The organism is Pseudidiomarina aestuarii, from assembly GCF_003987355.1.
Lineage (GTDB): Bacteria > Pseudomonadota > Gammaproteobacteria > Enterobacterales > Alteromonadaceae > Pseudidiomarina > Pseudidiomarina aestuarii.
In genome coordinates this window covers 1,601,688-1,625,257 of the sequence record NZ_PIPR01000001.1, presented here as the reverse complement: position 1 = coordinate 1,625,257, position 23,570 = coordinate 1,601,688, and the positions used below count along the sequence as shown (strand labels likewise).

At 50.7% G+C, this 23,570-nt stretch carries 17 protein-coding genes; 9 read left to right on the top strand and 8 right to left on the bottom strand.

Features of this window, described 5'->3' with window-relative positions; all coding sequences use genetic code 11:
- Positions 1-82: 82 nt before the first annotated feature.
- Entirely contained in the window at positions 83-1,645 is a 1,563-nt protein-coding gene (locus CWE22_RS07420; protein ID WP_244595978.1) for a leucyl aminopeptidase family protein, read from the top strand.
- 110 nt (positions 1,646-1,755) lie between these two features.
- Here the strand turns inward: CWE22_RS07420 and cydB are convergent, their stop codons facing one another.
- The 4 genes from cydB to CWE22_RS07400 all read right to left on the bottom strand — a co-directional run bounded on the left by cydB (position 1,756) and on the right by CWE22_RS07400 (position 6,962).
- Entirely contained in the window at positions 1,756-2,757 is a 1,002-nt protein-coding gene (cydB, locus tag CWE22_RS07415; RefSeq protein ID WP_169930691.1) for a cytochrome d ubiquinol oxidase subunit II, read from the bottom strand.
- A complete protein-coding gene (locus tag CWE22_RS07410) occupies positions 2,757-4,214 on the bottom strand; it encodes a cytochrome ubiquinol oxidase subunit I (RefSeq protein WP_169930690.1) in 1,458 nt (485 codons plus the stop codon). The genes cydB and CWE22_RS07410 overlap by 1 nt, the downstream gene beginning before the upstream one ends.
- Positions 4,215-4,449: 235 nt before the next feature.
- Positions 4,450-5,808 (bottom strand): amidohydrolase family protein, encoded by a 1,359-nt coding sequence (locus CWE22_RS07405; protein WP_244595977.1) that lies wholly within the window; start codon positions 5,806-5,808, stop codon positions 4,450-4,452.
- A gap of 11 nt (positions 5,809-5,819) precedes the next feature.
- On the bottom strand, positions 5,820-6,962 hold the full coding sequence (locus CWE22_RS07400; protein WP_169930689.1) for a GGDEF domain-containing protein: 1,143 nt from the start codon (positions 6,960-6,962) through the stop codon (positions 5,820-5,822).
- Between the two features lie 252 nt (positions 6,963-7,214).
- Between CWE22_RS07400 and CWE22_RS07395 the strand changes: the two genes are divergently transcribed.
- From CWE22_RS07395 to CWE22_RS07385, 3 genes are read left to right on the top strand one after another with little or no spacing between them, the layout of a single operon-like run.
- Positions 7,215-9,326, top strand: coding sequence for a S9 family peptidase (locus tag CWE22_RS07395; RefSeq protein WP_169930688.1), 2,112 nt, complete (start codon positions 7,215-7,217; stop codon positions 9,324-9,326).
- 9 nt (positions 9,327-9,335) lie between these two features.
- Positions 9,336-9,761, top strand: coding sequence for a YqaA family protein (locus tag CWE22_RS07390; protein WP_169930687.1), 426 nt, complete (start codon positions 9,336-9,338; stop codon positions 9,759-9,761).
- A gap of 19 nt (positions 9,762-9,780) precedes the next feature.
- The gene (locus tag CWE22_RS07385) at positions 9,781-10,290 is read left to right on the top strand and encodes a TIGR00645 family protein (protein ID WP_169930686.1); all 510 of its coding nucleotides are present in this window, start codon (positions 9,781-9,783) and stop codon (positions 10,288-10,290) included.
- Here CWE22_RS07385 and alr read toward each other — a convergent pair.
- The gene (alr, locus tag CWE22_RS07380) at positions 10,287-11,396 is read right to left on the bottom strand and encodes an alanine racemase (protein ID WP_244595976.1); all 1,110 of its coding nucleotides are present in this window, start codon (positions 11,394-11,396) and stop codon (positions 10,287-10,289) included. The genes CWE22_RS07385 and alr overlap by 4 nt on opposite strands.
- A 123-nt stretch (positions 11,397-11,519) precedes the next feature.
- The gene (locus CWE22_RS07375) at positions 11,520-12,899 is read right to left on the bottom strand and encodes a Na+/H+ antiporter NhaC family protein (RefSeq protein WP_169930685.1); all 1,380 of its coding nucleotides are present in this window, start codon (positions 12,897-12,899) and stop codon (positions 11,520-11,522) included.
- Between the two features lie 187 nt (positions 12,900-13,086).
- On the opposite strand from CWE22_RS07375, the gene CWE22_RS07370 reads away from it, so the two are divergent.
- Genes CWE22_RS07370 through CWE22_RS07360 form a run of 3 tightly spaced genes read left to right on the top strand, consistent with a single transcriptional unit; the run spans position 13,087 to position 17,146 of the window.
- Positions 13,087-15,201 (top strand): TonB-dependent receptor, encoded by a 2,115-nt coding sequence (locus CWE22_RS07370; protein WP_244595975.1) that lies wholly within the window; start codon positions 13,087-13,089, stop codon positions 15,199-15,201.
- A gap of 8 nt (positions 15,202-15,209) precedes the next feature.
- The gene (locus CWE22_RS07365) at positions 15,210-16,265 is read left to right on the top strand and encodes a PepSY-associated TM helix domain-containing protein (RefSeq protein WP_169930684.1); all 1,056 of its coding nucleotides are present in this window, start codon (positions 15,210-15,212) and stop codon (positions 16,263-16,265) included.
- Between the two features lie 23 nt (positions 16,266-16,288).
- Complete coding sequence (locus CWE22_RS07360) at positions 16,289-17,146, top strand: prephenate dehydratase (protein WP_169930683.1); 858 nt, start codon at positions 16,289-16,291, stop codon at positions 17,144-17,146.
- A 4-nt stretch (positions 17,147-17,150) separates the two neighbouring features.
- Here the strand turns inward: CWE22_RS07360 and dinB are convergent, their stop codons facing one another.
- Positions 17,151-18,221 carry a DNA polymerase IV gene (gene dinB / locus CWE22_RS07355; RefSeq protein WP_169930682.1) on the bottom strand — a complete coding sequence of 357 codons (1,071 nt, stop codon included), beginning with the start codon at positions 18,219-18,221 and terminating at the stop codon, positions 17,151-17,153.
- Between the two features lie 92 nt (positions 18,222-18,313).
- On the opposite strand from dinB, the gene CWE22_RS07350 reads away from it, so the two are divergent.
- Together CWE22_RS07350 and CWE22_RS07345 are read left to right on the top strand one after the other, a co-directional pair.
- Positions 18,314-18,745 carry a c-type cytochrome gene (locus tag CWE22_RS07350; protein ID WP_420821035.1) on the top strand — a complete coding sequence of 144 codons (432 nt, stop codon included), beginning with the start codon at positions 18,314-18,316 and terminating at the stop codon, positions 18,743-18,745.
- Positions 18,746-18,869: 124 nt separating this feature from the next.
- Positions 18,870-21,500 carry a sensor domain-containing phosphodiesterase gene (locus CWE22_RS07345; RefSeq protein ID WP_169930681.1) on the top strand — a complete coding sequence of 877 codons (2,631 nt, stop codon included), beginning with the start codon at positions 18,870-18,872 and terminating at the stop codon, positions 21,498-21,500.
- Here CWE22_RS07345 and rep read toward each other — a convergent pair.
- A complete protein-coding gene (gene rep, locus CWE22_RS07340) occupies positions 21,497-23,512 on the bottom strand; it encodes a DNA helicase Rep (RefSeq protein WP_169930680.1) in 2,016 nt (671 codons plus the stop codon). The two genes, CWE22_RS07345 and rep, sit on opposite strands and share 4 nt — an antisense overlap.
- Positions 23,513-23,570: the final 58 nt, after the last annotated feature.

Sequence of the window (23,570 nt, the reverse complement as noted above, 5' to 3'; positions counted from 1 at the left end):
CCGCCACATCGACTTGTCTAATTCAGGTCGTTCAGGCATCTTGTGGTGCAAGTTTTTGATTATCCACAAGAGGGGTTCTTACGTGAAAGCCATCACAACGTTACTGACAGCGTCGATTCTAACGCTGAGCATGCTCGCTACTGCGCCCGCCAAAGCAGCGTCAGCGTGGCAAGACTATCTGCAAACGACCATCAGTTTTGCGGAACAAGCGCCTACCAACCCAGATGTGATGGTAGTATTCGTGCCCGAAGCAGAGACCCTGCAACTGCCATCACGGTTCTCAACGGATGCGCGGAATCAGGTCAGCCGTGTTGCCGATGTCGCCGAGTTTACTGGGAAGTCAGGCCAAGTGGTTGAACTGATTGCACCGGCGGGGCTAGACGCCAAGCGCTTATGGTTAATGGGTACCGGCACTGAAATTGAAGCTACGAAAGCCGAAGAGTTGGGCGCGACTATCGCCGCTAAATTGAGTGACAAAATGACAACGGTGGTGCTAAATGCCAATGGCTTAGATGCACAACAAGTCGCGCATATTGCACACGGCATGGATTTACGTAACTACCGCTTTGACCGCTATAAGAAAGAGCCAAAACCTCGCCCAAACTACGCCGTGACGTGGCAGGTGACTGACGCCAAAGCGACCGAGCAAGCCTACGCGCAAACGCAACCGCTTGCACATGGTGTGTTTGTCGCCCGTGACATTATTAACCTACCCGGCAGCGACGGCTATCCGAAAGCTATTGCGGAACTCGCAAAGGCTGCTGCTGAACCTTACGGCATCAAGGCAACCATTCTTACGCCAGAGCAAGTGAAAGAACTGGGTATGGGCTCGTTGTATGGCGTCAGCCAAGGCAGTCAGCATAAAGCACATATGTTGATTCTCGAGTGGCAAGGTGCCGGCAACGATGAAGCCCCGATCGCTTTGGTCGGTAAAGGCAACACGTTTGATACCGGTGGCTACAACCTCAAGACCAGTGGTGGCTCGATTCTGCGTATGCAGACGGACAAAGCCGGCGGTGCTGCGGTTATTGGTGCCGTGATGGCATTGGCAGGACAAAAAGCTGACGTAAACGTGGCTGGTGTAGTGCCGTTATCGCACAACCTAATTTCTGGCTCAGCAACCTTGCCAGGCGATGTATTGATTGCCGGTGACGGTACCCGCATTGAGGTGACCAGCACCGATGCTGAAGGTCGTTTGATTCTCGCGGATGGCATTTGGTATGCACGGGAGAAACTCAGTGCCCGCGCGATTGCTGATATCGCGACGCTGACCGGCTCAAAAGTGGGCGCGCTCGGCACAGAATACTCAGCAGTTTTCACTCCGGATGAGACCATACTTAACGCCATCAAAGCCGCCGGTGATGAAACTGCGGAACACGTCTGGCAACTGCCATTAGGGCCCTATGACGGCATTATTGATAGTTGGTTAGCGGACATCAAAAATACCGGTAGCCCAGGTGCGCAAGCAGGCGCGCGCTTCCTTCAGCATTTTGCGCAAGATACGCCATGGGTGCATATCGATATGGCGGGCAATGCCTACAGCGAGAGCGCCAAAGGCATTCATCCAGCAGGCGGCAATGGTTACGGCGTGCGCTTACTCACGGAGTGGGTGAAGCAGTACGACGCAGCCACCAGCGCCGACTAACCTTTTACAGAATTACCGCACGAATGGCGAGGCCGACCAGCGTGATCACGATCACGCCGGCGGCCCATAAGCCAATAAACCACGCCAACTGACGCCACTTAGAATCACCCTTAGTCATGGTAACCACTATCAGCGTCAACCTTGCCGCGGAACACCCAGTAGGTGTAGCCCGTGTAGGCAAATATAATCGGAATCAAGACGACCGCCCCTACTAATAAGAACTTCAAGCTGTTATCTGGTGCTGCCGCCTCCCAAATGGTGATTTCGAAGGGCACCAAGTATGGGAAAATACTCACCGCGAAGCCGGCAAATGAGAGCAGAAATAGTCCCAATGCCCACAAATAAGGACGGCCCTCTTGTTGCTTAAACAGCGAGCGCAACAAACCGAAAGTCACACCGGCCAGAACTATCGGCAATACCCACAACCATACCGAGGCAGGGAAGCTAAACCAGCGATCGGCAATGGCGGGATCGTGCCAAGGCAGATACAAACTCACCGCCGCAATTGCTGCAACCAAGAGCAAGGCCGCCTTGCGCGCCAGTGCGTAGCTGCGAGTTTGTAAGTCACCAGTCGTTTTCATCACCAGCCAGCTCGCACCTAACAAGGCGTAGCCCACCACGACCGCCAATCCGCAGAAAATGCTGAACGGCGTAAGCCAATCAAACCAGCCACCGGCATAAGCGCGACCTTCCACCTCAATCCCCTGCAGCATAGCGCCCAGCATAATGCCTTGGCTTAAGGCGGCAACCAGCGAGCCGACAATAAAGGAGATATCCCAAATGGGCTTCGCGCGCTTGGTTTTGAAGCGAAACTCGAACGCGACCCCGCGGAAAATCAGTCCCAACAGCATAGCGATGACCGGCATATATAAGGCAGGCATCAACACGGCGTAAGCAAGCGGGAATACTGCCAACAAGCCACCGCCACCGAGTACGAGCCAGGTTTCATTGCCGTCCCATACCGGCGCGACGGTGTTCATCATAATGTCGCGGTCTTGCTCTTTCTTAAACCAAGGGAAGAGCAGCGCAACACCAAGGTCAAAGCCGTCCAATGCCACGTACGCAAACACCGCAACAGCGATTAAAATGGCCCAAATCAGTGCGTAATCCATTACTTATCCTCCCCTTTAGCCAGCGACTGGTCATCGTCGTCGTAGAACATCCGCTCGACTGCCATGGCATGCTGGCGCTTGGCGTAGTCTGGAATATTCACATGGTCCGGAGAGCCCGCCATTTTGCGAATGATGTAGAAGGTTCCCGCACCAAACACGAGGAAATAAACCACAATAAATGCCAGCAGACTGCCTGCAATGCCTTCCAATGCAATCGGTGAGGCGGCATCGGCGGTACGTAACAGCCCATACACCACCCAAGGTTGACGGCCCACTTCGGTGACTATCCAACCGGCAACTACGGCCACAAAGCCCATCGGTCCCATGAACAGAGCGGCGCGATGCAATAACGGCGAGTCATAAAGCTTGCCACGCCAGCGCTGAATGCCTGACCACACGCCAATCAATACCATCAACAGACCAATCCCGACCATGACTCGGAACGCCCAGAACACAATGGCAACTGGCGGCCACTCATCCCGTGGGAAAGCATCTAGGCCAGTGACTTCGGCGTCAAAATCGTGCTTGAGAATAAAGCTCGCAAGCCCCGGAATTTTCACTGCGTAGTCGACGCTCGCTGTGTCCTCATTCGGTATTCCAAATAGGTACAGTGGCGCTTGGCGCTGGGTCTCGAAATGACCCTCCATAGCGGCCACTTTGGCAGGTTGATGCTCTTGTGTATTCAAACCATGCAAATCACCTACGAACACTTGCAACGGAGCGACGATCAATGCCATCCACATTGCCATGGAGAACATTTTGCGGGCACCCGCATTGGTTTTATCTTTCAGTAAATGCCAAGCAGCAACAGCCCCGACCACAAAGGCCGTGGTCAAATACGCTGCTAGTAGCATATGCGCTAATCGATAAGGGAACGACGGATTAAACACAACTTCAAACCAATCCACGACCACAAATTGGCCGACGTCATTCATGGCAAAACCAGTTGGCGTTTGCATCCAACTATTGACCGACAAAATCCAGAAAGCACTGATGGCGGTACCAATAGCGACCATCAAAGTTGCAAAAAAGTGGAGCTTTTCGCCGACTTTGTTCATCCCAAACAGCATAACGCCGAGGAAACCCGCCTCGAGGAAGAAGGCGGTCAAGACTTCGTAGCCCATCAAGGGGCCAATGACAGGTCCTGCTTTGTCTGAAAACACCGACCAATTGGTACCAAACTGGTAGCTCATGACGATGCCAGAAACGACCCCCATCCCGAATGCAACTGCAAAGATCTTCACCCAATAGCGAAAGAGCTTTTGGTAAACCGGATTGCGTGTCTTCAGGTAAAGACCTTCAAGTACTGCTAGATAGCTGGCAAGACCAATCGTAAATGCAGGAAAAATAATGTGAAAAGCGACGGTGAAAGCAAACTGAAAGCGTGCCAACAGCAAGGCGGTTGGGTCTTGGATAAAACCGCTAGTGATAGCACTAGTTGCGACGAGCGTAAGCATAAACACCTCGAACAGCAATGGGTGTATTTACTATACGCCTCTGGTCACGAAATGTTCAGTGAATGACCGAGACCATTTCTAATGCTCGCCATACTTTAACTAATAGCTATTAGTTACTGGCTATTAGTTATTAGTTACTAGCAATTCGTTTTTCGTTGGTCGTTGGTCGTTGGTCGATAAATATTGCAGGCTTCGACTAACGACTAACGACTAACGACCAACGAGTAACCAGTAGCTAGTAGCCATTAGCTCCTTTTATCTCTGCGAGGCGGGAGTCAATAGCGGCTCGTGAGAGCCATTGCCCGCGAACCATTACACCCTGCGTGTCGCTCAGTCGAGTCATGTCCTCGAGTGGATTGCCATTTACAATCATAAAGTCGGCACGTTGTCCGGCTGCAATCAAGCCAAAGGAGTCTTTCTCGACAAAATATTCGCCGGCGGCAACGGTGGCGGAGCGAATAATCGCATCAGCTGGAATTCCTGCGTCTTGCATAAAGCGAATTTCATGATGCATAGAGAATCCGGGCACACTAAAGAGCTGTGGCGCATCGGTGCCGAAAATAATATCAACACCACCGTCGTACAATGCTTTTAGTAGTTGCTGACGATTAGCGTGTTGCACGGCAGCAGTGGATTCATTGAAGTAGGACGTCGACGGATTTTCGAGAAAGCCTCGCCAACCATCACTGACTTGCTGCGGAACATAAGCCAACTCAGGGTAGGCTAGCAATTCTTCAGAGTTGCCAGCGCCAATGAGGGTAGCCCACAGCGCTTGCGTTGGAACCACGGCGACATCAGCGGCGAGACTCATGTCGACCAGTTGCTGCAGTTCTTCTGTGGTAATGGGACGGTTCATGGCATCGACGAATTCTAAGTATCCATCTAAGTGATCAATTGTGCGTTGCCCTTCATTCAGAGCGTTCGCGAGGCCGACTTCGCTGGGTACATGGCCACCAAATTCCATGTCCGCGTCGCGGGCGGTGCGCGCCATCGCTTGATACTCGGCTAACGTCAATCCGGGATGCACTTTGAGCAAATCCCAACCTTCGTCGCGCTGGTCAATCACGCGTTGGGTGGCCGCTTCGGGCGACTCAATCGAATTGCCGTTGAAGCTAGGTCCAGCCAAGTACAGGGTTGGACCGACCATCTCGCCAGCGGCGATAGATGCTTTGAGATCCAATTGGTGCGGGTAGCCCAACATGCCGCGCACGGTCGTGACACCATTAGCAACATAGAGGAACAACACGTCTTCAAGATAACGCTCAGGTAACTGTCCAAAGCTACTGGCAGGTGGCACATGCCCATGCATCTCAGCAAAACCTGCAACCACATAGCCACCAGCGCCATCAATCACGGTTGCGCCAACAGGAGTCGCAGCGTCAGCCGGCAAAACTGCGGAAATACGGTCATTTTCGATGAATATAGTGCGATCTTCTCCGATTTTCGGAGAAGTTCCTGAAACGTCCACAATGTGTACATTACGTATGACCGTGTCGGCAACGACATCAGAAGCCGCAGCCTTGTCGTTTTGACAACCAGTAAGAAAGAGAATGGATACCAGAAAGAAACTGACCATAAAAGAGAATTGACGCATAGAAACCTCCGTTAAGAGGCGAGCACGACTTGGTTGCGCCCCTGTTTTTTCGCGGTATAAAGAGCAGTATCGGCGTCGATCAGTAAAGCTTGCAAGGCCTCGTGCCGAGATTTGCGATGAATGACCCCAATACTGACGGTCAAATGTATTGGTTGGCTTTGGTATTCAAAAGGTTCGCCACCAATGGCTTCTAGCAACCGGTCAGCGATTGCGATTGCAGCTCTTTCATCGGTTTGCGGCAGTGCTATAGCGAATTCTTCACCACCCACCCGCGCAGCGACATCTTGTTCACGAAGCTGTGAACGAATTTGGCGAGCCACCCAGCGCAAGCAGGCGTCTCCTGCAGCATGACCATACTGATCATTGATTCCTTTGAAATGATCGAGGTCGAGCATTAAAGCGCTAAAGTCCTGCTCATCGAGTTCACTTGCAGCAAAGTAATCTTCAGCCTGTTGGTAGAATGCACGTCGATTAAACAGCTTGGTGAGGTCATCGTAGTTCGCTAATTGAGTCAGTCGATTTTCATTACTCACAAAGACGAGCAATGGGAACACCATCGCAGTGGCGGTGGTAAGCAATAGGTGATTCACCAGTATCCATTCAAGCAAAGGTGCGAAGCTAGGCATCGGACCCTCGCGGAACGAGGTAAAAAGTATACTCGACTGTATGATCATGATCAGAGCATGAGCACCAAAAAGCAGCGCGAGTACCAGTTTAGGTAACGGCGAGCGCGTTGGTACTCGAACCAGCAATAAGGTTGCATAACCGAAAGCTCCTGCGAGTACGATAGAGGTGACAAGTTGAGCGAGAAGCGGCTGGGTATGTAATGGAGCGAGCAATATTGCGCAACAGGCCCAGAGTGCTCGTAAATACACGAAACTACGTGTGTAATGCAGGTATTCTCGCAGCCCTGCTATGGCGAGTAGCGGCGCCAAAATAATCAGTAGATCCGCGCAGTAAACGGTCAGTAGTGGGGCATCAATAAAAGCGCGAAGACTTGCAGTAATAGCTGCAGCGGCGAAGACAAAACAAGCGACTGACCAATAGACAAAACAACGTTGTTGCTGGCGTAATCGAAAGATTACCAACATCAGGATTCCGAGCAGTATGTTCATGACGATACTGACGGCAATGAGAGTCGGAAGATGCAACATCAGACGTCTGCTTCACCCGTAAATGGCAGTAAACAGAAAGCAGCATACGGAATTTACAGAAAATAAACAATCCATTTGTCGATGTCTCATAGTGCTTGGTCGGAAATGTATTGCACACCACACAAGCACTGTTAATCTGATGGCAACCAGCTACTAGTTATCGGTTACTGGTTACTCGGAAACAGAGATCTGTGTTTGCGAGTAGCTAGTAACTAATAGCCAATGACGCTTTCATCTTTAAAAGGATACCGCATGCAGAAATACATATTGATTGGTGCCGCGTTGCTGAGTCTCGGACTCAGTGCCACCGCGTTAGCTGACACGCTTAGTGACACCACAGATACCGCGACCATCCCCGAGGTTAAGCCGACGCTTAGCGCCGAGGACGTGTTTGCGTTGGAGTGGGCGAATAATGTGCAGGTCAGCCCTAATGGTCAGCATGTGGTTTATGTGAGATCTCATTACGACATTATGACCGACGGTACCCGCAACGAATTGTGGCTGATTGATGTCGAGACGGGTGCGCATACGCCGTTGTTTGCCGATCAGTATCAATATGGCAATCCAACTTGGTCACCGGATGGCACCCGACTGGCTTTTACTTCCAATCGAGCCGGTAAAAATCAAATTCATGTGTATTGGTTGGCGCAGCAAAAGCTAACAGCAGTGACCAGCGTGCAGCAAAGCCCAGGTAATTTAAGTTGGTCGCCGAATGGCAAGCAGCTCGCGTTTATGATGAATGAGCCTGCACCCAAAACCGATTTCGCCAAATCCGTGAAGTCTGCCACCAAGCCCAAAGACGCAAAATGGGCGCCTGCGCCAGTTGTAGTTGAGCGAACTTTCTATCAGCGCGATGGGCAAGGCGTTGTGCCATCGGCGTATCGCCAAGTATTTGTGGTTCCAAGTGATGGCGGTACTGCTCGACAGCTAACAGCAGGTGCGTTTGATCACGGTGGTCCTTTAGTCTGGCGCGACAATCAGCACATTATTTTCGGCGCAACCCGTGCGGAAAGCTGGGAATATCAAACCGGTGAGCAAGACTTGTGGCAGGTCAACACCCAGTCGCTGAAACTGACTCAGCTCACTAATCAACCGGGTGGCGAATATTCGGCTAGCCTCTCGCCAGATGGCTCTCAGCTCGCTTTTTTGAGTCGCTCAAGTGCACCCGAGCCGTATCATAACGCCAAGCTTCAGGTCATGAACCTGGGCAATGGCACTATTCAATCGTTGCAAGCTGACTTGGATCGCTCTATTGAGAGCCCACAGTGGCTCGATAATAAGACACTTGCAGTGCAATATGCGGACCGTGGACGCTACAAATTAGCCACAGTGACATTGAATGATCGTCGCACTGATTTGACCGATAAAATCGGTGGAACCAGCATCAGTCGTCCATATTTATTTGGGATGTTCTCCGCAGCGGCTGATTCTGATGTCATTGCGTTTACCTACGGCAGTGAGTCCAGACCAGCCGATGTGGCAGTTTATAACCTCAAGCAGCGTGATGAAGCAAAACGCAAACGTGTTTTGACTGCACTGAACGAGGATGTACTGGGCCATCGCGACTTGGCTCAATTAAATGAATTTACTTATTCATCAAGCTTTGACGGTACTGAAATTCACGGCTGGTATTTAACCCCGCCCAACTACGACCCCAGTAAGGCCTATCCAACCATGGTCGAAATTCATGGTGGCCCGCATTTAGCTTATGGTCCATTTTTCAGCGCCGAACATCAGCGTTATGCGGCGGAAGGCTTTGTCGTGTTCTATAACAATTACCGCGGCAGTACTTCCTATGGCAAAGATTTCGCGATGTTGCTGGATGGCTTTTATTCGTCTGACAACGATTTAGCTGACCATTTGTCGGGCCTTGATGCATTGATTGAGAAAGGTGTCGCAGATCCCAATAACCTCTTTATTGCAGGTGGTTCTGCCGGCGGTATCGCAACCGCATTTGCAGTGGGAACCACCGATCGGTTTAATGCGGCGGCAGCCACGAATCCAGTTATCAACTGGGTAAGCAAAACGCTGACAGCCGATAGCTCGATTGGCCAAATCACCAACCAGTTCCCGGCATTGCCGTGGGAAGACCCGAATCATTACTGGGCTCGTTCGCCATTGTCGCGAGTCGGGAATGTGAAGACGCCGGTACTGATGTTCACCGGTGAAAAAGATCGCCGTACACCTATAGCGGAAACCGAACAGTTTTATCAGGCTTTGAAAATTCGCCAGGTTCCAACTGTGATGGTACGAATTCCGGACGCCTACCATGGCGTCACGGCGCGACCTTCACGCATCAATGCAAAAGTGGACTATACGGTGGCGTGGTTTAAGCGCTATCTCAAGTCAGCGGATGGTGAATAAGCTCTCGCCATGTATCTGAGCATTTTTCTGACTGCATTGCTGGCAGCGACAATCCTGCCCGTGCAGTCAGAAATACTGGTCGTGGCTGCTCAGCAGCAGGGTTATAACCTGTGGTGGTTATGGGTAGTCGCCTCCGCGGGCAACACACTAGGTTCCGTAATCAATTACGTGCTGGGACGATACCTGCTGCAGTTTCAAGATCGACGCTGGTTTCCCTTCAAAGCTAATACCCTAGAAAAAGGCCATTGGTGGTTTGAGCGCTATGGTAAATGGTCGCTGTTACTGGCTTGGACACCGTTTTTGGGCGATCCATTGACCTTCATTGCGGGCATGTTGCGCTTGAGATTCTGGCAATTTCTCATTTTAGTTTTTGTCAGTAAAGCTGGTCGCTATGCGGTGTTGCTTGGTATCATGCAGCTATTCTGGCCGCAGTAGCGAACGAATGAGGAGAATCATGGAACGCTTTTTTGAAAATTTGATGTATAGCTTACGCTGGCTGCTTGCACCCATTTATTTGGGGCTGAGTTTAGCTGTGCTATTGCTCGCAATTAAGTTTTTTCAAGAATTGGTGCATGCGTTTCCGCTGATTCTCAGTACACCGGAAGTCGATTTAATTCTCATGGTCCTGACGCTCATCGACATTGCTTTGGTGGGTGGTTTGCTGGTGATGGTGATGCTGAGTGGTTACGAAAATTTCGTCTCGACGCTGAATATCAACGGCAATACCGAGAAACTGGCTTGGCTAGGTAAAATCGATTCCGGCGGTTTGAAGAATAAGGTAGCCGCCTCTATTGTGGCTATTTCGTCCATTCATTTGCTGAAAGTCTTCATGAACGCTGAAAACTTAGCTGACGACAAGATCAAATGGTACGTCATTATGCACCTGACCTTTGTCGGCTCGGCTTTTGCCATGGGTTACTTGGATAAATTGACGCGGGATAAGTCAGACACCAGCGGTGACTAAATTTCAACTCGCGGTACCCGCGCCGATACCCGGCAGAACAACTCATAACTAATAGTGCCAGCGGCCTCAGCAATGCGGTCGACTGGTAGATTCGGTCCCCATAGCTCAACTTCATCTCCCACTTGAACCGCGTCCAAATCGGTTATATCGATGGTGATCATATCCATCGATACTGTACCTATGAGCGGCACTTCAGTTCCATGAACATATACCGGTGTGCCATCAGGGCAATGGCGGGGATAACCATCCGCGTACCCAATGGCTACGGTCGCGATACGGCTCTTGCGTTTGGCCTGCCAACGACTGCCGTACCCGACGCTGTCGCCCACTGGAATTTCCCGAACAGCAATAACCGGGGCAACCAAACGCATAACCGGACGTAGTGGTATTTTGATGTTTTGATCCGGTGTTCTCGGTGCAACCCCATACAGGGTTAAGCCAGTACGAACCCAATGACCATCGAGCGTACTGAAGTCTTTCGACGAGCTCAAAAGGGCGGCTGAATTGGCAATACTTAAAGATTCAGTAATTGCCGTCTCTGCACATACAGCACTAAATAAATCATTTTGCCGTTGGGTCAGTGGATGCTCACTATCACCGGAATTCGCGTAATGAGACATCAACGTAATCGCGCCGACATTGGGGCTGGCTTCAAGCTCGCGATACACCCGCGCAACGTCTTGCGGATGCCAGCCAAGGCGATGCATCCCGGTGTCGACTTTCAGCCACACGGCAAGCGGACGCACCAGTCGCGACGTGAGTATCGCATCTAACTGAGAAGGCTCATGCACCACCGGTTGTAGATTATGGTGCGCACAAATGGGGAGCTCGGCGGCAGATAAACAGCCCTCGAGTAGAACAATCGGTAAACTAAAACCCGCTTCACGAAGCTGCAACGCCTCGTCAATAAAAGCTACGGCAAAGGCATCCACATGAGCTGCAATAGCATTCGCGGTGCTAATAACTCCATGCCCATACCCATCGGCTTTGATCACACCCAGCACTTTGGCTCCGGCTGCGCTATCGCGGATGAGTTGAGCGTTATGCGCGAATGCATCACGATCGATCTCTGCTCGTGTTGCGCGAAAATGAATCCCGTTCCCCATGTCTTTCCCATGTGTTCGCTGTCGCGAACAGTTACTCGTTACTTGTTATTTGTTACTTGCGTCTTTGTTTTAGTCTTGGCTTTCGCCAGTAGCTAATGGCTAGTAACGATTAGCATGTTTCATTTACCCAATCATCACGAAACTAGCGATAACATAGAGCACAATGGTGATACCGCCGCCAACCAATGCGTAAGGTAATTGCGTTTGTACGTGCTCTAACAAATCACAGCCGGATGCGAGCGATGATACCGCGGTCGTGTCCGATATCGGTGAACAATGGTCGCCGAATACACCACCACCCAATACTGCCGCCAGAAGTAATGGTGCAGGTAAATCGAGCGCGATAATCAATGGCGCAGCAATCGGAATTAGGATTGCGAAGGTACCCCATGAAGTACCGGTCGTAAAAGAAATCAGTGCACCGGCGACAAACAGCATCGGCGCAATAAGTACCAGTGGCAAATAATCACCGACTAAGCCCGCCAAGAAGACACCAGTCCCCAGTTCACGCAAGCTGCTTCCAAGGGCAAGCGACAACAACACGATGGTCACCAGCGGCAGCAGTTCGCCCATACCCTTAAATCCAATATTCACCAAGTTTTGATGGGTTTCACGTTTACTGAGTAACAACATGAGGTATGCAACCAAACAGGCAAGAGCAGTCGCATATAAAACTGCTTTCGAGCCATCGCCTTGGGTAATATCGCCACCGCCGGTACCAATCATAAAGGCAATCATGCCACCGACCATCACCACGAGAGGCACCACCATGTATCGCGCTTTGCTATTGCTTGGCACATGCTCTGGCAAGTCTTGCGTGGGCTGCGGTTGCGCTTCGAGGCGCCGCATGGGGCCATGAACCCGCGTCGAAATAGCGGTATAGAACACCAGCACTAACGTCACCAGCGCATAGAAGTTAAATGGAATAGTACTCCACAGCGTCACCACCGATGAACCCGGTAATTCCTGTTGCTCGAGCATGCTTAACACGTATGCCCCCCAACCATTCAACAGAATTAAGATACAAATTGGCGCGCTGGTGCTATCAATTAAATAAGCCAATCGAGCGCGGCTCATGCCTAATTTTTCAAACAGGCCGCGCGATAAAATACCTGCGGTCAACACACTTAAATTCGATTCAATGAAGATAAAAATACCGGTGAAAACGGTCAACAAACTGGCACTGCGTTTGGTTTTACCCATACCGCGTTTCAGCAAGCCTTCAACCATTGCGGCAACGCCGCCCGACTCGCGAATATAGGCAAGCAACGCGCCGACTAATAAGCTAAATACCAAAATCCGAGTATTTCCCGGTGATTCAAATACGCTGACAATACGTTCTAGTGTGGCAATAAAGGCATAACCAAGCGAGAGCTCAGGCGCCTGCAGGGTCAGCAACAACTCAGAGGTAAAGACCGCGAGTAAGAGTGCGACAATTACTTCCTTGCGCCAAAACACGACAATAATCGCCACCAGAGGCGGTAATATCGATAGCCACGTCATGTTCATTCCTTCACTGATAAGTTGCTGATTCACTCAATGCGATAGTGTGCCAAGAAAACGAGGGGGATGGAAACACAATCCAAAAATCAGTCCTAAATAAAAATTATTCTCATTTAGACTTGATCTATAAATGCGAATCGTTATCATTAGCGCACTTTCAAATTATTCCGTTGTAGGAGCGCTCAGAATGATGGCAACGCAGTTCAAACGAACACTCACCGCAATAGCAATTACCAGTTCTTTAGTTGGCGTTTCATACGCACAAGACTCAACTTCAGTTGAGCCTGATGAGCGTATCGAAATCACCGCAACTCGCACCAATCAACAAGTGAGTGCCATTCCAGCAACAGTGACAGTTATTGATGGTGAAGAGCTGCGCCAACAGCTAGCCGTTGCGGATTCATTGTCTGATGTACTGGGTAATTTGGCGCCATCATTCTCGCCATCTCGACAAAAATTATCGAGTGCGGGTGAAACCTTGCGCGGCCGTGACCCGCTGTACCTGATCGATGGCGTGCCACAATCGAATCCGTTACGAAACGGCTCGCGTGCCGCCTATACCATTGACCCGCTGATGATCGAACGCGTCGAAATTATCCATGGTGCGAGTGCTATTCAAGGTATGGGTGCAAGTGGCGGTATCATTAATATCATCACCAAATCAGCGACCGAAGGCGCTGTTCATGAAGTGACTGCTGGACTCTCCGCACCAACTAGTGAGGTGGGTGACGGACTCTCTTATCGCACCGGCTATTTGTTCCGCGGCGCATCGGGTGACTGGAGCGTCGTGACCGGCGTGCAATTACGCAGCACCGGCATGTATGTGGATGGCAATGGCGACTTTATTGGAACCGACGTCACCCAAGGTGACACTCAAGATTCAGAAAGCTATGACGTATTCGCTAAAATAAAGCGTGACATTGCGCGAGGCGAATCGGTTGAACTCATGGTGAACCATTTCAATATGGAAGGGAACGGCGACTATTCACCGGTTGCTGGTGATCGTGAGGCAGGTATCCCGACCATTGCGGTTGAGCAAGCTTCGGAGGGTGACCCGGCCACCAACAAAGTCACGACAGCACAAATGACCTACCTGAACGCAGACGTTTTAGGTGCAGCTCTAAATTGGCAGTTATTCCTGCAAGACTTCTATGCTTTATATGGCGGTGGACGGTTTGGCGTATTCCAAGATCCCGCGCTCGGTGAAAATTTATTCGATCAGTCACGTAATGATTCACGTAAATACGGTTCACGCTTTACCTTGAACTGGAATGATGTTGCGGATTCTCCAGTAGATGTAACTGCGGGTTTGGATTACCTCAATGACACGACATTCCAAGAGCTTGCCCAAACCGGCCGCAAATGGGTTCCAGAAACCACTTTCAATAACTGGGCGCCATTCGCTCAGGCACGTTACCAACAGGGTGCTCTGACCTTAAGTGGTGGCTTGCGTTACGAATATGGGCAATTGGAGGTCGATGATTTCACTACACTTGGAGGCTACAACAGCACTTTTGTGAAAGGTGGAGAACCGTCATTTAACGAATTACTACCCAATGTGGGTGCTGTATACGCCTTCAACCAAGAGTGGCGTGCCTTTGTCAGCTACTCGGAAGGCTTTAGCATGCCCGACGTTGGACGCGTGTTGCGTGGTATTAGCACGCCGAATCAAGAGATTGATTCGTTTCTCGATTTGCAGCCAGTCATTGCCGACAACCAAGAGATCGGTATTGAGTATCGTGCCCAAGCTTTACAGGTCAGCTTGAGCTACTTCCGTTCGGACTCCGATTTAGGTGCCCGTTTGCAAGCCGATGCAGATGGTATTTTCTCAGTTTTACGTGAGCGCACTGAGATTGATGGTTATGAATTGGCTGCAACCTATAGCCCGAGTTCAAACACCAGTTTTGGTTTGAACTATGCTGACACTGACGGTGAATTTGATAGTGATGGTGACCAACAGGTCGACACGCAACTCGGTGGCCGCAATATTGCCCCGCGTCGTCTAAACCTGCATTGGGAGCAACAATGGAATGGTTGGGTTTCATCACGCCTACAGTGGAATCAATTGTTTGATCGCGATATCTACACAGGTGCCGCCGCAATTAATAACTTTGATGGCTACAACACTTTAGATCTCCAAGTGAGCTTCGAGACCATGGATTATGGTTTATTCTCGGTCGGTGTCGAGAACCTGCTGGATGAATTCTACCTCTCGTATTACGCGCAAACCGCTGGTTCGAATACCAGTAACTTCGCGGGTCGTGGTCGTACGCTGAGCTTGAACTGGCAGTACAGCTTTTAAGGAGCTCTATGCGACAGTGGATGGGTCGGCTACATCGTTGGCTGGGGATTCTAGTTAGCTTATGGTTGGTGCTTGTCGCTTTGACAGGCACCTTTTTGCTTTATAAAACCGAGCTACTGCAGTGGCAATACCCACAGTTGCAACTTGCTGAACTACCCTCTACAGCTACTGCTGGCGCTGTGTTTGATCTATATGACACAGGCTATGCTTACCTACCGCGTGTCGACAAGCCTTGGGTTGAGGTGATCGATGGTGACGGGAATAGTCATTATCACGGCGTGGCCGGCGAACATCTGTTGACTCGTCCAGCACTGGGCGATTGGATTGATATTGCCGTGCAATTTCATCATCACCTATTGCTGCATGACTTGGGTAAGGATGTGATGGGCGTTCTCAGCCTCATCACCTTATTTATTTTGATCTCTGGTATTGTTCGCTGGTGGCCGCGCCGCTGGAGCGTCCGATTGTGGTCGGTGCGTTGGCATTGGCCTTGGCAAACTGGCTTTCAAATGACTCTGTATCAATTCCATAAAACCTTCGGGATCATTCTGTTACCTGGCATTTTGTTGGGTGCCGTGACCGGCACGGCAATTATGTATGCTGCCTCGGTATCGGGAAGTTTGACCACATTACTTCCGCAGCAAGATCAACGTTGGCAGCCAGCAACCACAGCTGTGCAAGCACTCAATTGGAACGAGCGTCTGCAGGCAGCGGAAAAGATCTTCCCAGATATGACACCCGCACTAGTGTCCTTGCCGGTCAAACCCGATGGCACGGTCTCGATGCGCCTGCGCTACGACGGTGAGTGGCACCCAAATGGCCGCAGCTCGCTTAGCTTTTCGACGACAACTGGCGAGCTTGCTACTTGGAGCGATACTCGCAATAGCGCACTCGGCTATCAACTGTCCCAAACCATTTATCCGTTGCATGTTGCGGCGGTGGGTGGCTTGCCGCTGTTTATCCTATTACTGGCAGGTGGCATTATGCTCATTTTATTGCCCGTCACCGGCGTCTGGTTTTGGCTCTGGCGTCAGCGTCGAAAAACCAGTACCGTTAGGGTCTAGCGCCGACTTTAATGAGATTTAATGTGACTGCCACATCTAACGACACAACCCACTACCCTCGCATTGCGACTTTAGGGCCAACCGGTACCTTTTCAGAGCGTGCCGCTCAGCATTGGCTCACAGCTGATTCAAGTAACAAAAATGCGCTGCATTTTTATCCGTCGCTGGCGCGAACGTTGGCGGCAGTGCCCGAGAATTGTGAATTGGCAATAGTGCCAATTGAGAACATCGTCGAAGGCATCGTATCACCAGTAGTGGACTCGTTTGTGAGGCGCCCGTTGCAGATTATCGGTGAGGTGATGGTGCCAATTCAGTTTGCGTATGTCGCCAACCACTCCCAACCCGAGCGGATTTTTGCGCAGTTTGTAGCGCAAGGGCAGTGTAGTGAATTCTTGGCAGGACAGTCGGCACCAGTGCTGACCACGGCCAGCAACAGCGAATCACTGCAACAATTGCTCGACAGTAAACAGCCCGCTGGTGCCATAGTGCCGGCGCATGCGCTGGCGGAACATCACTTCGCTCGTGTGCAGCAAGACGTCACTGATGTGGCGCACAATGAGACACGTTTTATTGCGGTGCGTGAGCCGCGAGAGTTAGAGGCTGCGCAGCCCAGCATCGACTACAAAACGGCCATTCTTATCATTGATGACGCTGACCATCCAGGGCTATTGGTTGAACATCTGCAGGTATTTGCGGCGTATCGTGTCAACTTAACCGCTCTCGTATCGCGGCCTACCGGTCGTCGCTTTGGTCACTACCATTTCTACATTGAGTGCGAGGGTCACGCGCACGATTCGTCGATTCAAGCGGCACTGACTTTGATTCAATTACGCAACCGAGTAACCGTGTTGGGCAGCTTTCCGAAAGCAGAGCAAACCTAAACGTTTATTCTAAATCGAGTTCGAGTTGCAACTGATCATCGGGATCAGGCAAGGCAACGCTGAGTCCAATCAGCCGCACACCGCGGCCTTTACGGCGCTCCCAAGCTTCCCTAACCAGTTGGTAAAACAGGCTAGGCGATGCTTTAGAGCCAGTGCGCGAAACCGTGGTTTGCTGAAAGTCAGCAAATTTCAGTTTCACCGTCTGACTTTTAATGTGGGTGGCTTGCCAGCGTTGAACGCCAAGTCGTTTCAGGAGCTGTGGAAGTAGCACTTGGTCCGCAAACTGTTCGACTTGGCGCAGCGACGTAAAGTCGGTACTCAAGGTTTCCTCTACTCCCACACTTTTACGAACGCGTTCTGTCACGATCTCGCGTGGGTCATTACCTAAACAGCGTTGGTACAAGAGCCAGCCAGATTTCTCTCCTAAGATCGCTTGCACGGTCTCAATGTCACTGCGCTGAATATCAGCACCAGTAAATAAACTGGCATCATGTAGCCGCTCTAAACTCTTCGGGCCGACCCCAGGAATCCGTTTCAAAGGTAACGACGCGATATATGGTACGACTTGTTCGGGTGCGACAACACGTTGGCCATCGGGCTTGTTGTCATCGCTGGCTATTTTGGCAACCATTTTCTGATTCGATATACCCGCTGAACCGGTAATACCGAGCGCCCGAATATCCGCTCGAACCGCTTCCATGATACGAGTCGCACTGCCTTGATGGGTTTCGACGGCGGACAAGTCGAGATAGAACTCGTCTATGGAGGCTGGCTCAATACGGTCGGTGACCGATTGCAAAATAGCGTAGACTTGACGACTTAATAGGCGATAATAGCCATGATCCGGTGACACGAAATGCAAGTGCGGACAAAGACGGCGAGCATGAGAGCCTGACATCGCGCTACGCACGCCAAACTCGCGAGCTAAATAATTGCAGGTTGCGACCACACCACGAGCCCCACCACCGCCCACCGCGAAGGGACGGTTCTTGAGACTGGGGTCGCGCAAGACCTCGGCACTAGCAAAAAAAGCATCGAGATCCAAAAGCGCTATTTTGCGCGTATTTACAGACATGCAACGGAAGTGTTTAATCGTGGCCGAAATCTGGCTATAATCGCAACAACTAAGTGAGCACGCAAGCTCATCAGCTCAGACAGGAGTAAACTGTGAACGTACTGAAAGTAGTAAAATCGAGCCGTGTATTCGTTGCTGTTCTCGCCCTCGTCGTTGGTGGTGCGAGCGCTGCAATGGTGCCTCAAGACAATAGTGCAATTAAAGATCGCATTGCCCCAATTGGTAAGGTGAAGTTAGCGGGTGCGACCCCTGATACCGGCGGCAGCAGTGCTGGAGCCAGCGGCCCACGCTCAGGCGAAGCTGTTTACAATCGTTTTTGTGCAGCTTGCCACACCAGTGGCGTATTAGGTTCACCTAAAATCAATAACGCAGCAGATTGGGAACCGCGCTTAGCGCAAGGTATGGACACAGTATTGAAACATGCGATTGAAGGTTACAACGCAATGCCAGCTCGAGGCACCTGTAACGATTGTAGCGATGAAGAAATTCAAGCGGCAATCGACTACATGACGGCTGAAATTTAAACGTCCAAAAATTCTAAAAACCGCTTCGGCGGTTTTTTTGTGCCTGTTTTTTGATCGCAACGCTTTCAAGTCAAAGAATGTAAAGATATACTCGGGGCAATAATTACAAAAACAAAACACCTGAATGTCACCAATGTCTAGTCGAGATACGTCGGAGAAGAGTACTGAAAAAAGTACTGAAAAAGAGATTGCGCGATTGCGTAAGGCTCTGTCTCGACTACAAAAACTGACATTAAAGTATCGCCAGTCTGAAGTCATCCAGAAAGCCCTTTTCAAAATTTCCGAACTCGCCGCATCGGTGCAAGACATGCAGGAATTCTATTCTGCTGTGCATGCCATTATCGGTGAGTTGATGAATGCAAAGAACTTTTTCATCTGTTTAGCCGATCACGATAACGATACCGTTAAGTTTGTTTACTTTGTTGACGAATATGATGAGATCCCAACCGAAGACAACTTCCCGATGGAGTTGCTGCGTCAGGGCATGACGGGTTATGTGATGCGTACCGGCCGCCCGTTCTTGTACAACGAGAAAGTATTTAAAGAGCTTCTTGCCAGTGGTGAAATTAAGGATTTAGGCTCGCCTCCTGTGGATTGGTTAGGCGTGCCATTGCAGTCAGAAAATCGCATTATCGGCGCCATGGTCGTGCAGAGTTACAACGAAGATCAACGGTATACAGAAGCGGACAAAGACCTTTTTATGTTCGTCTCGCAGCATATTGTGAACGCGCTTGAACGGGTTCGCCAGCGCGAGTTCATGCAAGCGGAGATTGCTCGGCAAACAGCTGCACTGCGTGAAATCAACGATAACCTGACTTTAGAAGTAGGAGAGCGCAAACGCGCTGAAAAGGTGTCCGCCGTCCTCTTCGCCATATCTGAGGTCACCAACACCTCAGATAGCATGGAAAGCTTCTATCACCAATTACATGAGCAAATTGGTCGCTTAATCAATAATGAAAACTTCTTTGTCGCGTTGGTTGATGAAGACAAGCGCAATTTGACTTTCCCTTATTATGTTGATGCCTTCGATACACATCTGCGCAAATTGCGACCGGTAGGTCGCGGTATGACAGAGTTTGTTATCCGGCACAAACAACCGGTGTTCATAAACGCAGAAAAATATGCCGAGCTGATTGCCGCGGGAGAGATTGAAAAGGCTTCTTCGTATTATGGAACGCAGCCGAAGCAATGGTTAGGTTCTCCGCTACTGATTGATGATGAGGTGATTGGAGTTTTGTCGGTGCAAACGTATACCGATGAAGTCACCTACAAACAAGACGATTTAGAACTGTTGAACTTCGTATCGCAGCACGTTGCCGTCGCCATTGAACGCCGCCGTAACGCCGAAGAGGTGCGCCGCGTAAATGCCTACCTTGAGCGCAAAGTTGCCGAACGTACTGAAGAGCTCGTTAACGAAATTGAGCGGCGTAAAAAGATTGAAGAGAAACTCTTCCACGACGCGCATCATGACGCGTTGACAGGATTACCCAACCGCTCCATGTTTACTGAACGTCTCCAACAGACGCTGAAACACAAGCGGCGCTTCCCGCAACACAATTTTGCCGTGCTGTTTGTAGATTTGGATCGGTTCAAAGATATAAACGATACTCTCGGTCATAGCGCAGGCGATGAATTTCTATTGGAAGCCAGTAGGCGTATCGGCGAATGTGTGCGAGATAACGACACCGTTGCTCGCCTCGGTGGAGATGAATTCGTCATTCTGCTCGACATGATTAACCATGTTGAAGACGCCAAAGAAGTCGCAGGGCGTATTATTGAAAAAATGCAGCGACCTTTTGTCTTTGGCGAGAGCGAACATTATTCAGGCGCGAGCGTTGGTATCGCCGAATGTCGTGCGCGCAACGATTCTGCAGAACGACTGTTACGCGATGCTGACGCAGCTATGTACCAAGCGAAGAGCATGGGCCGCGGCCGTTTTGTAGTCTTTGACGAAAGTATTCACAAAGACTTAGTTGCCTCTTTGCACCGCGAATCCGAGCTACGGCACGCGCAGTTCGACCAAGATTTTATTGTGCATCGCTATGATGTGGTCGATATGAATACCGGCGCCGAGCATGCGGCAGAATGGTTATTGCGTTGGCAGCGCGATAATACGCTGTTGCCAGCTGACCGATTCCTCGCTGTCGCTGAAAAAACCGGGATGATCATCACGCTGGATCACTGGATGCTCAAGCGTTGTTGTAGTCAGTTGGCGCAAGAGCCGGAGCATCCGCCCTTATTTGTCTCGCTGTCCACTAAACACCTTTATAAACTTGCGGATGTCCGGGTGTTGATGCAGATCATTAAAGATTCCAAAATCAAAGCGAATCGTTTGATCCTTGAATTTAGCGAAGTGGAGCTCAACTACAGCTCGAAGCGTCAATTGAGTTCACTACGCCAACTCGCCGAATTTGGTGTGGGCTTAGCACTCAACGAGTTTGGTCGCAGCGCCGGTGCGTTGCAATTTATTTTAAGTTACCCGTTCACTCACGTGAAACTCGATCCCAACTTTGTTGCGGACATTGCCAATAGTGACCGTGCCCAGAAGATGGTGCGTAACGTCGTTAATCTCTGCACCGAGCTCGAAATCCAAGTCGTGGCGGCCGGTGTCAATGCACAAGAGCAGCAAGATGCCTTGCTTGCGGTGGGCGTGGTAACTGGTCAAGGTAAACAATTCGGTGAGCCAGTGCGTGTCAGTTTTGATGATGCGGGCGCAGAGCCAACAATAGCTGGCACCAAGTCGGCAAGCGCTTAGTTTTTTTCCAACGCCTTCCTGAGTAGATCCATTCCCGATTGTCGCTGTTGTTCTTTGGCTTCCTCATTGGCAGCGCGTTGTTCTTCCCACTCAATATCGTCTTGCGGTAACTCAAACAAGAAACGACTGGGCTCGGGCTTCATCACATCGCCATACTGGCGGCGTTCTCGTGCCATGGTAAAGGTTAGCGTTTGCTGGGCGCGGGTAATCCCCACGTAAGCGAGACGACGTTCCTCTTCGACATTGCCTTCGTCGATACTGGATTGATGCGGCAGCAAACCTTCTTCCATTCCCACCATAAACACGTGTGGGAATTCTAGGCCTTTGGATGCATGCAGTGTCATCAGTTGCACTTGGTCGGCTTGGTCTTCCTCTTCGTTGCGCGAGAGCATGTCTCTTAAGCAGAGTTTGGCAACGGATTGTTCAAGTGTCAGTGGTTCGTTTTCCGTGTCACCTTTCACCATCTCAGTAACCCAGCGCAGCAGCTCATTGATGTTTTTGTAGCGCATTTCCGCGGCTGCCTGGCTAGGACTGACTTCATACAGCCACTCTTCATAGCCAATTTCTTTCACTAATCCGTACAGCGTACTGGCGACTTCCGGTGGATGGTCACAGCGCCGCGCAGCTTGGCTAATCAGTTGCACAAACTCCTGAACCTGAGCGTACTCGCGTGTCCCAAGTCGCGTTTCGAGTTGGTGGTGCTGTGCTGCCTCATACAATCCGACGTGCAACTCATGCGCCAACTCACCGATTCGCTCGACGGTTTGCGGGCCAATGCCGCGCTTGGGTAAATTGACGATACGAATAAACGCGGTGTCATCACTTGGATTCACCAACAGTCGCAAATACGCCATGATGTCTTTGACTTCGGCACGTGCGAAGAAGCTTTGTCCACCGGTCATGCGGTATGGGATGCGCTGATTCAGCAGAGCCTTTTCAAACACCCGCGATTGGTGATTTCCGCGGTACAGAATGGCGAAAAAGTGGTAGGGCGTGCGTGCTAAAAAGCGTTGCCGAACAATCTCCGCAACCACACGATCTGCTTCATGTTCCTCGTTGCGACCTTTAATCACCCGCAATGGTTCACCTTCGTCCATTTCCGAGAACAGCTTTTTGTCAAACACGTGTGGGTTATTCTCAATGAGAATGTTCGCCGCCTTGAGAATGCGCTTGCAGGAGCGGTAGTTCTGCTCCAACTTAATGACTTGTAGTTGGGGGAAGTCGCGCTGCAGCAGCGCTAGGTTTTGCGGCTGCGCACCGCGCCATGAATAGATTGATTGGTCATCGTCACCCACCACCGTGAAGTTTGCGTCCTTGCCGACCAACAGCCGCACCAGTTCGTACTGACTGGTGTTGGTGTCTTGATACTCATCCACTAATAAATACTGGAATTTCTTCTGCCAGCGTTCACGCGCCGACTCATTAGTCTTGAGCAGCATGGTAGGTAGTAGAATCAGATCATCAAAATCAAGCGCGTTGCAGGCCTGCATGTTTTGCTGATAGCGACGGTAGAATTCGGCAAACATCTGTTCGTCGGGCAATTTGGCTTGCTCGAGGGCTTGCTGCGGCTGCAACATCGCGTTTTTCCAATTGCTGATTTGGCTTTGCAGCAATTTGAGCATCGCTTTATCGGCGTCAATTTCGTCTTCGGTGAGCGCTTTTAATAATGCGAAGCTATCCTGGTCATCAAATAGCGAAAAGCCCGACTTCATACCGAGATTTTTGACTTCTTTGCGAATAATCGTGAGACCGAGCGTGTGGAATGTCGATACGGTTAAGCCACGGGTGTATTCGCGGCCAAGCGTTTGGCCAACGCGCTCTTTCATTTCGCGCGCGGCCTTGTTGGTAAAGGTAACGGCACCTATGTGACGAGCCGGGATAGCGCAGCGGGTAATCAAATGTGCAATTTTTTCGGTAATCACTCGGGTCTTGCCACTACCGGCACCCGCCAACACCAAAACCGGACCGCGGATGGCGTGAACTGCTTCTTGTTGGCTCGGGTTTAACTGCATGGTGACCTTGTTGGACGTGAGAGAAGTCGATCGAGAACAGGGATTTTACCGTAAACTC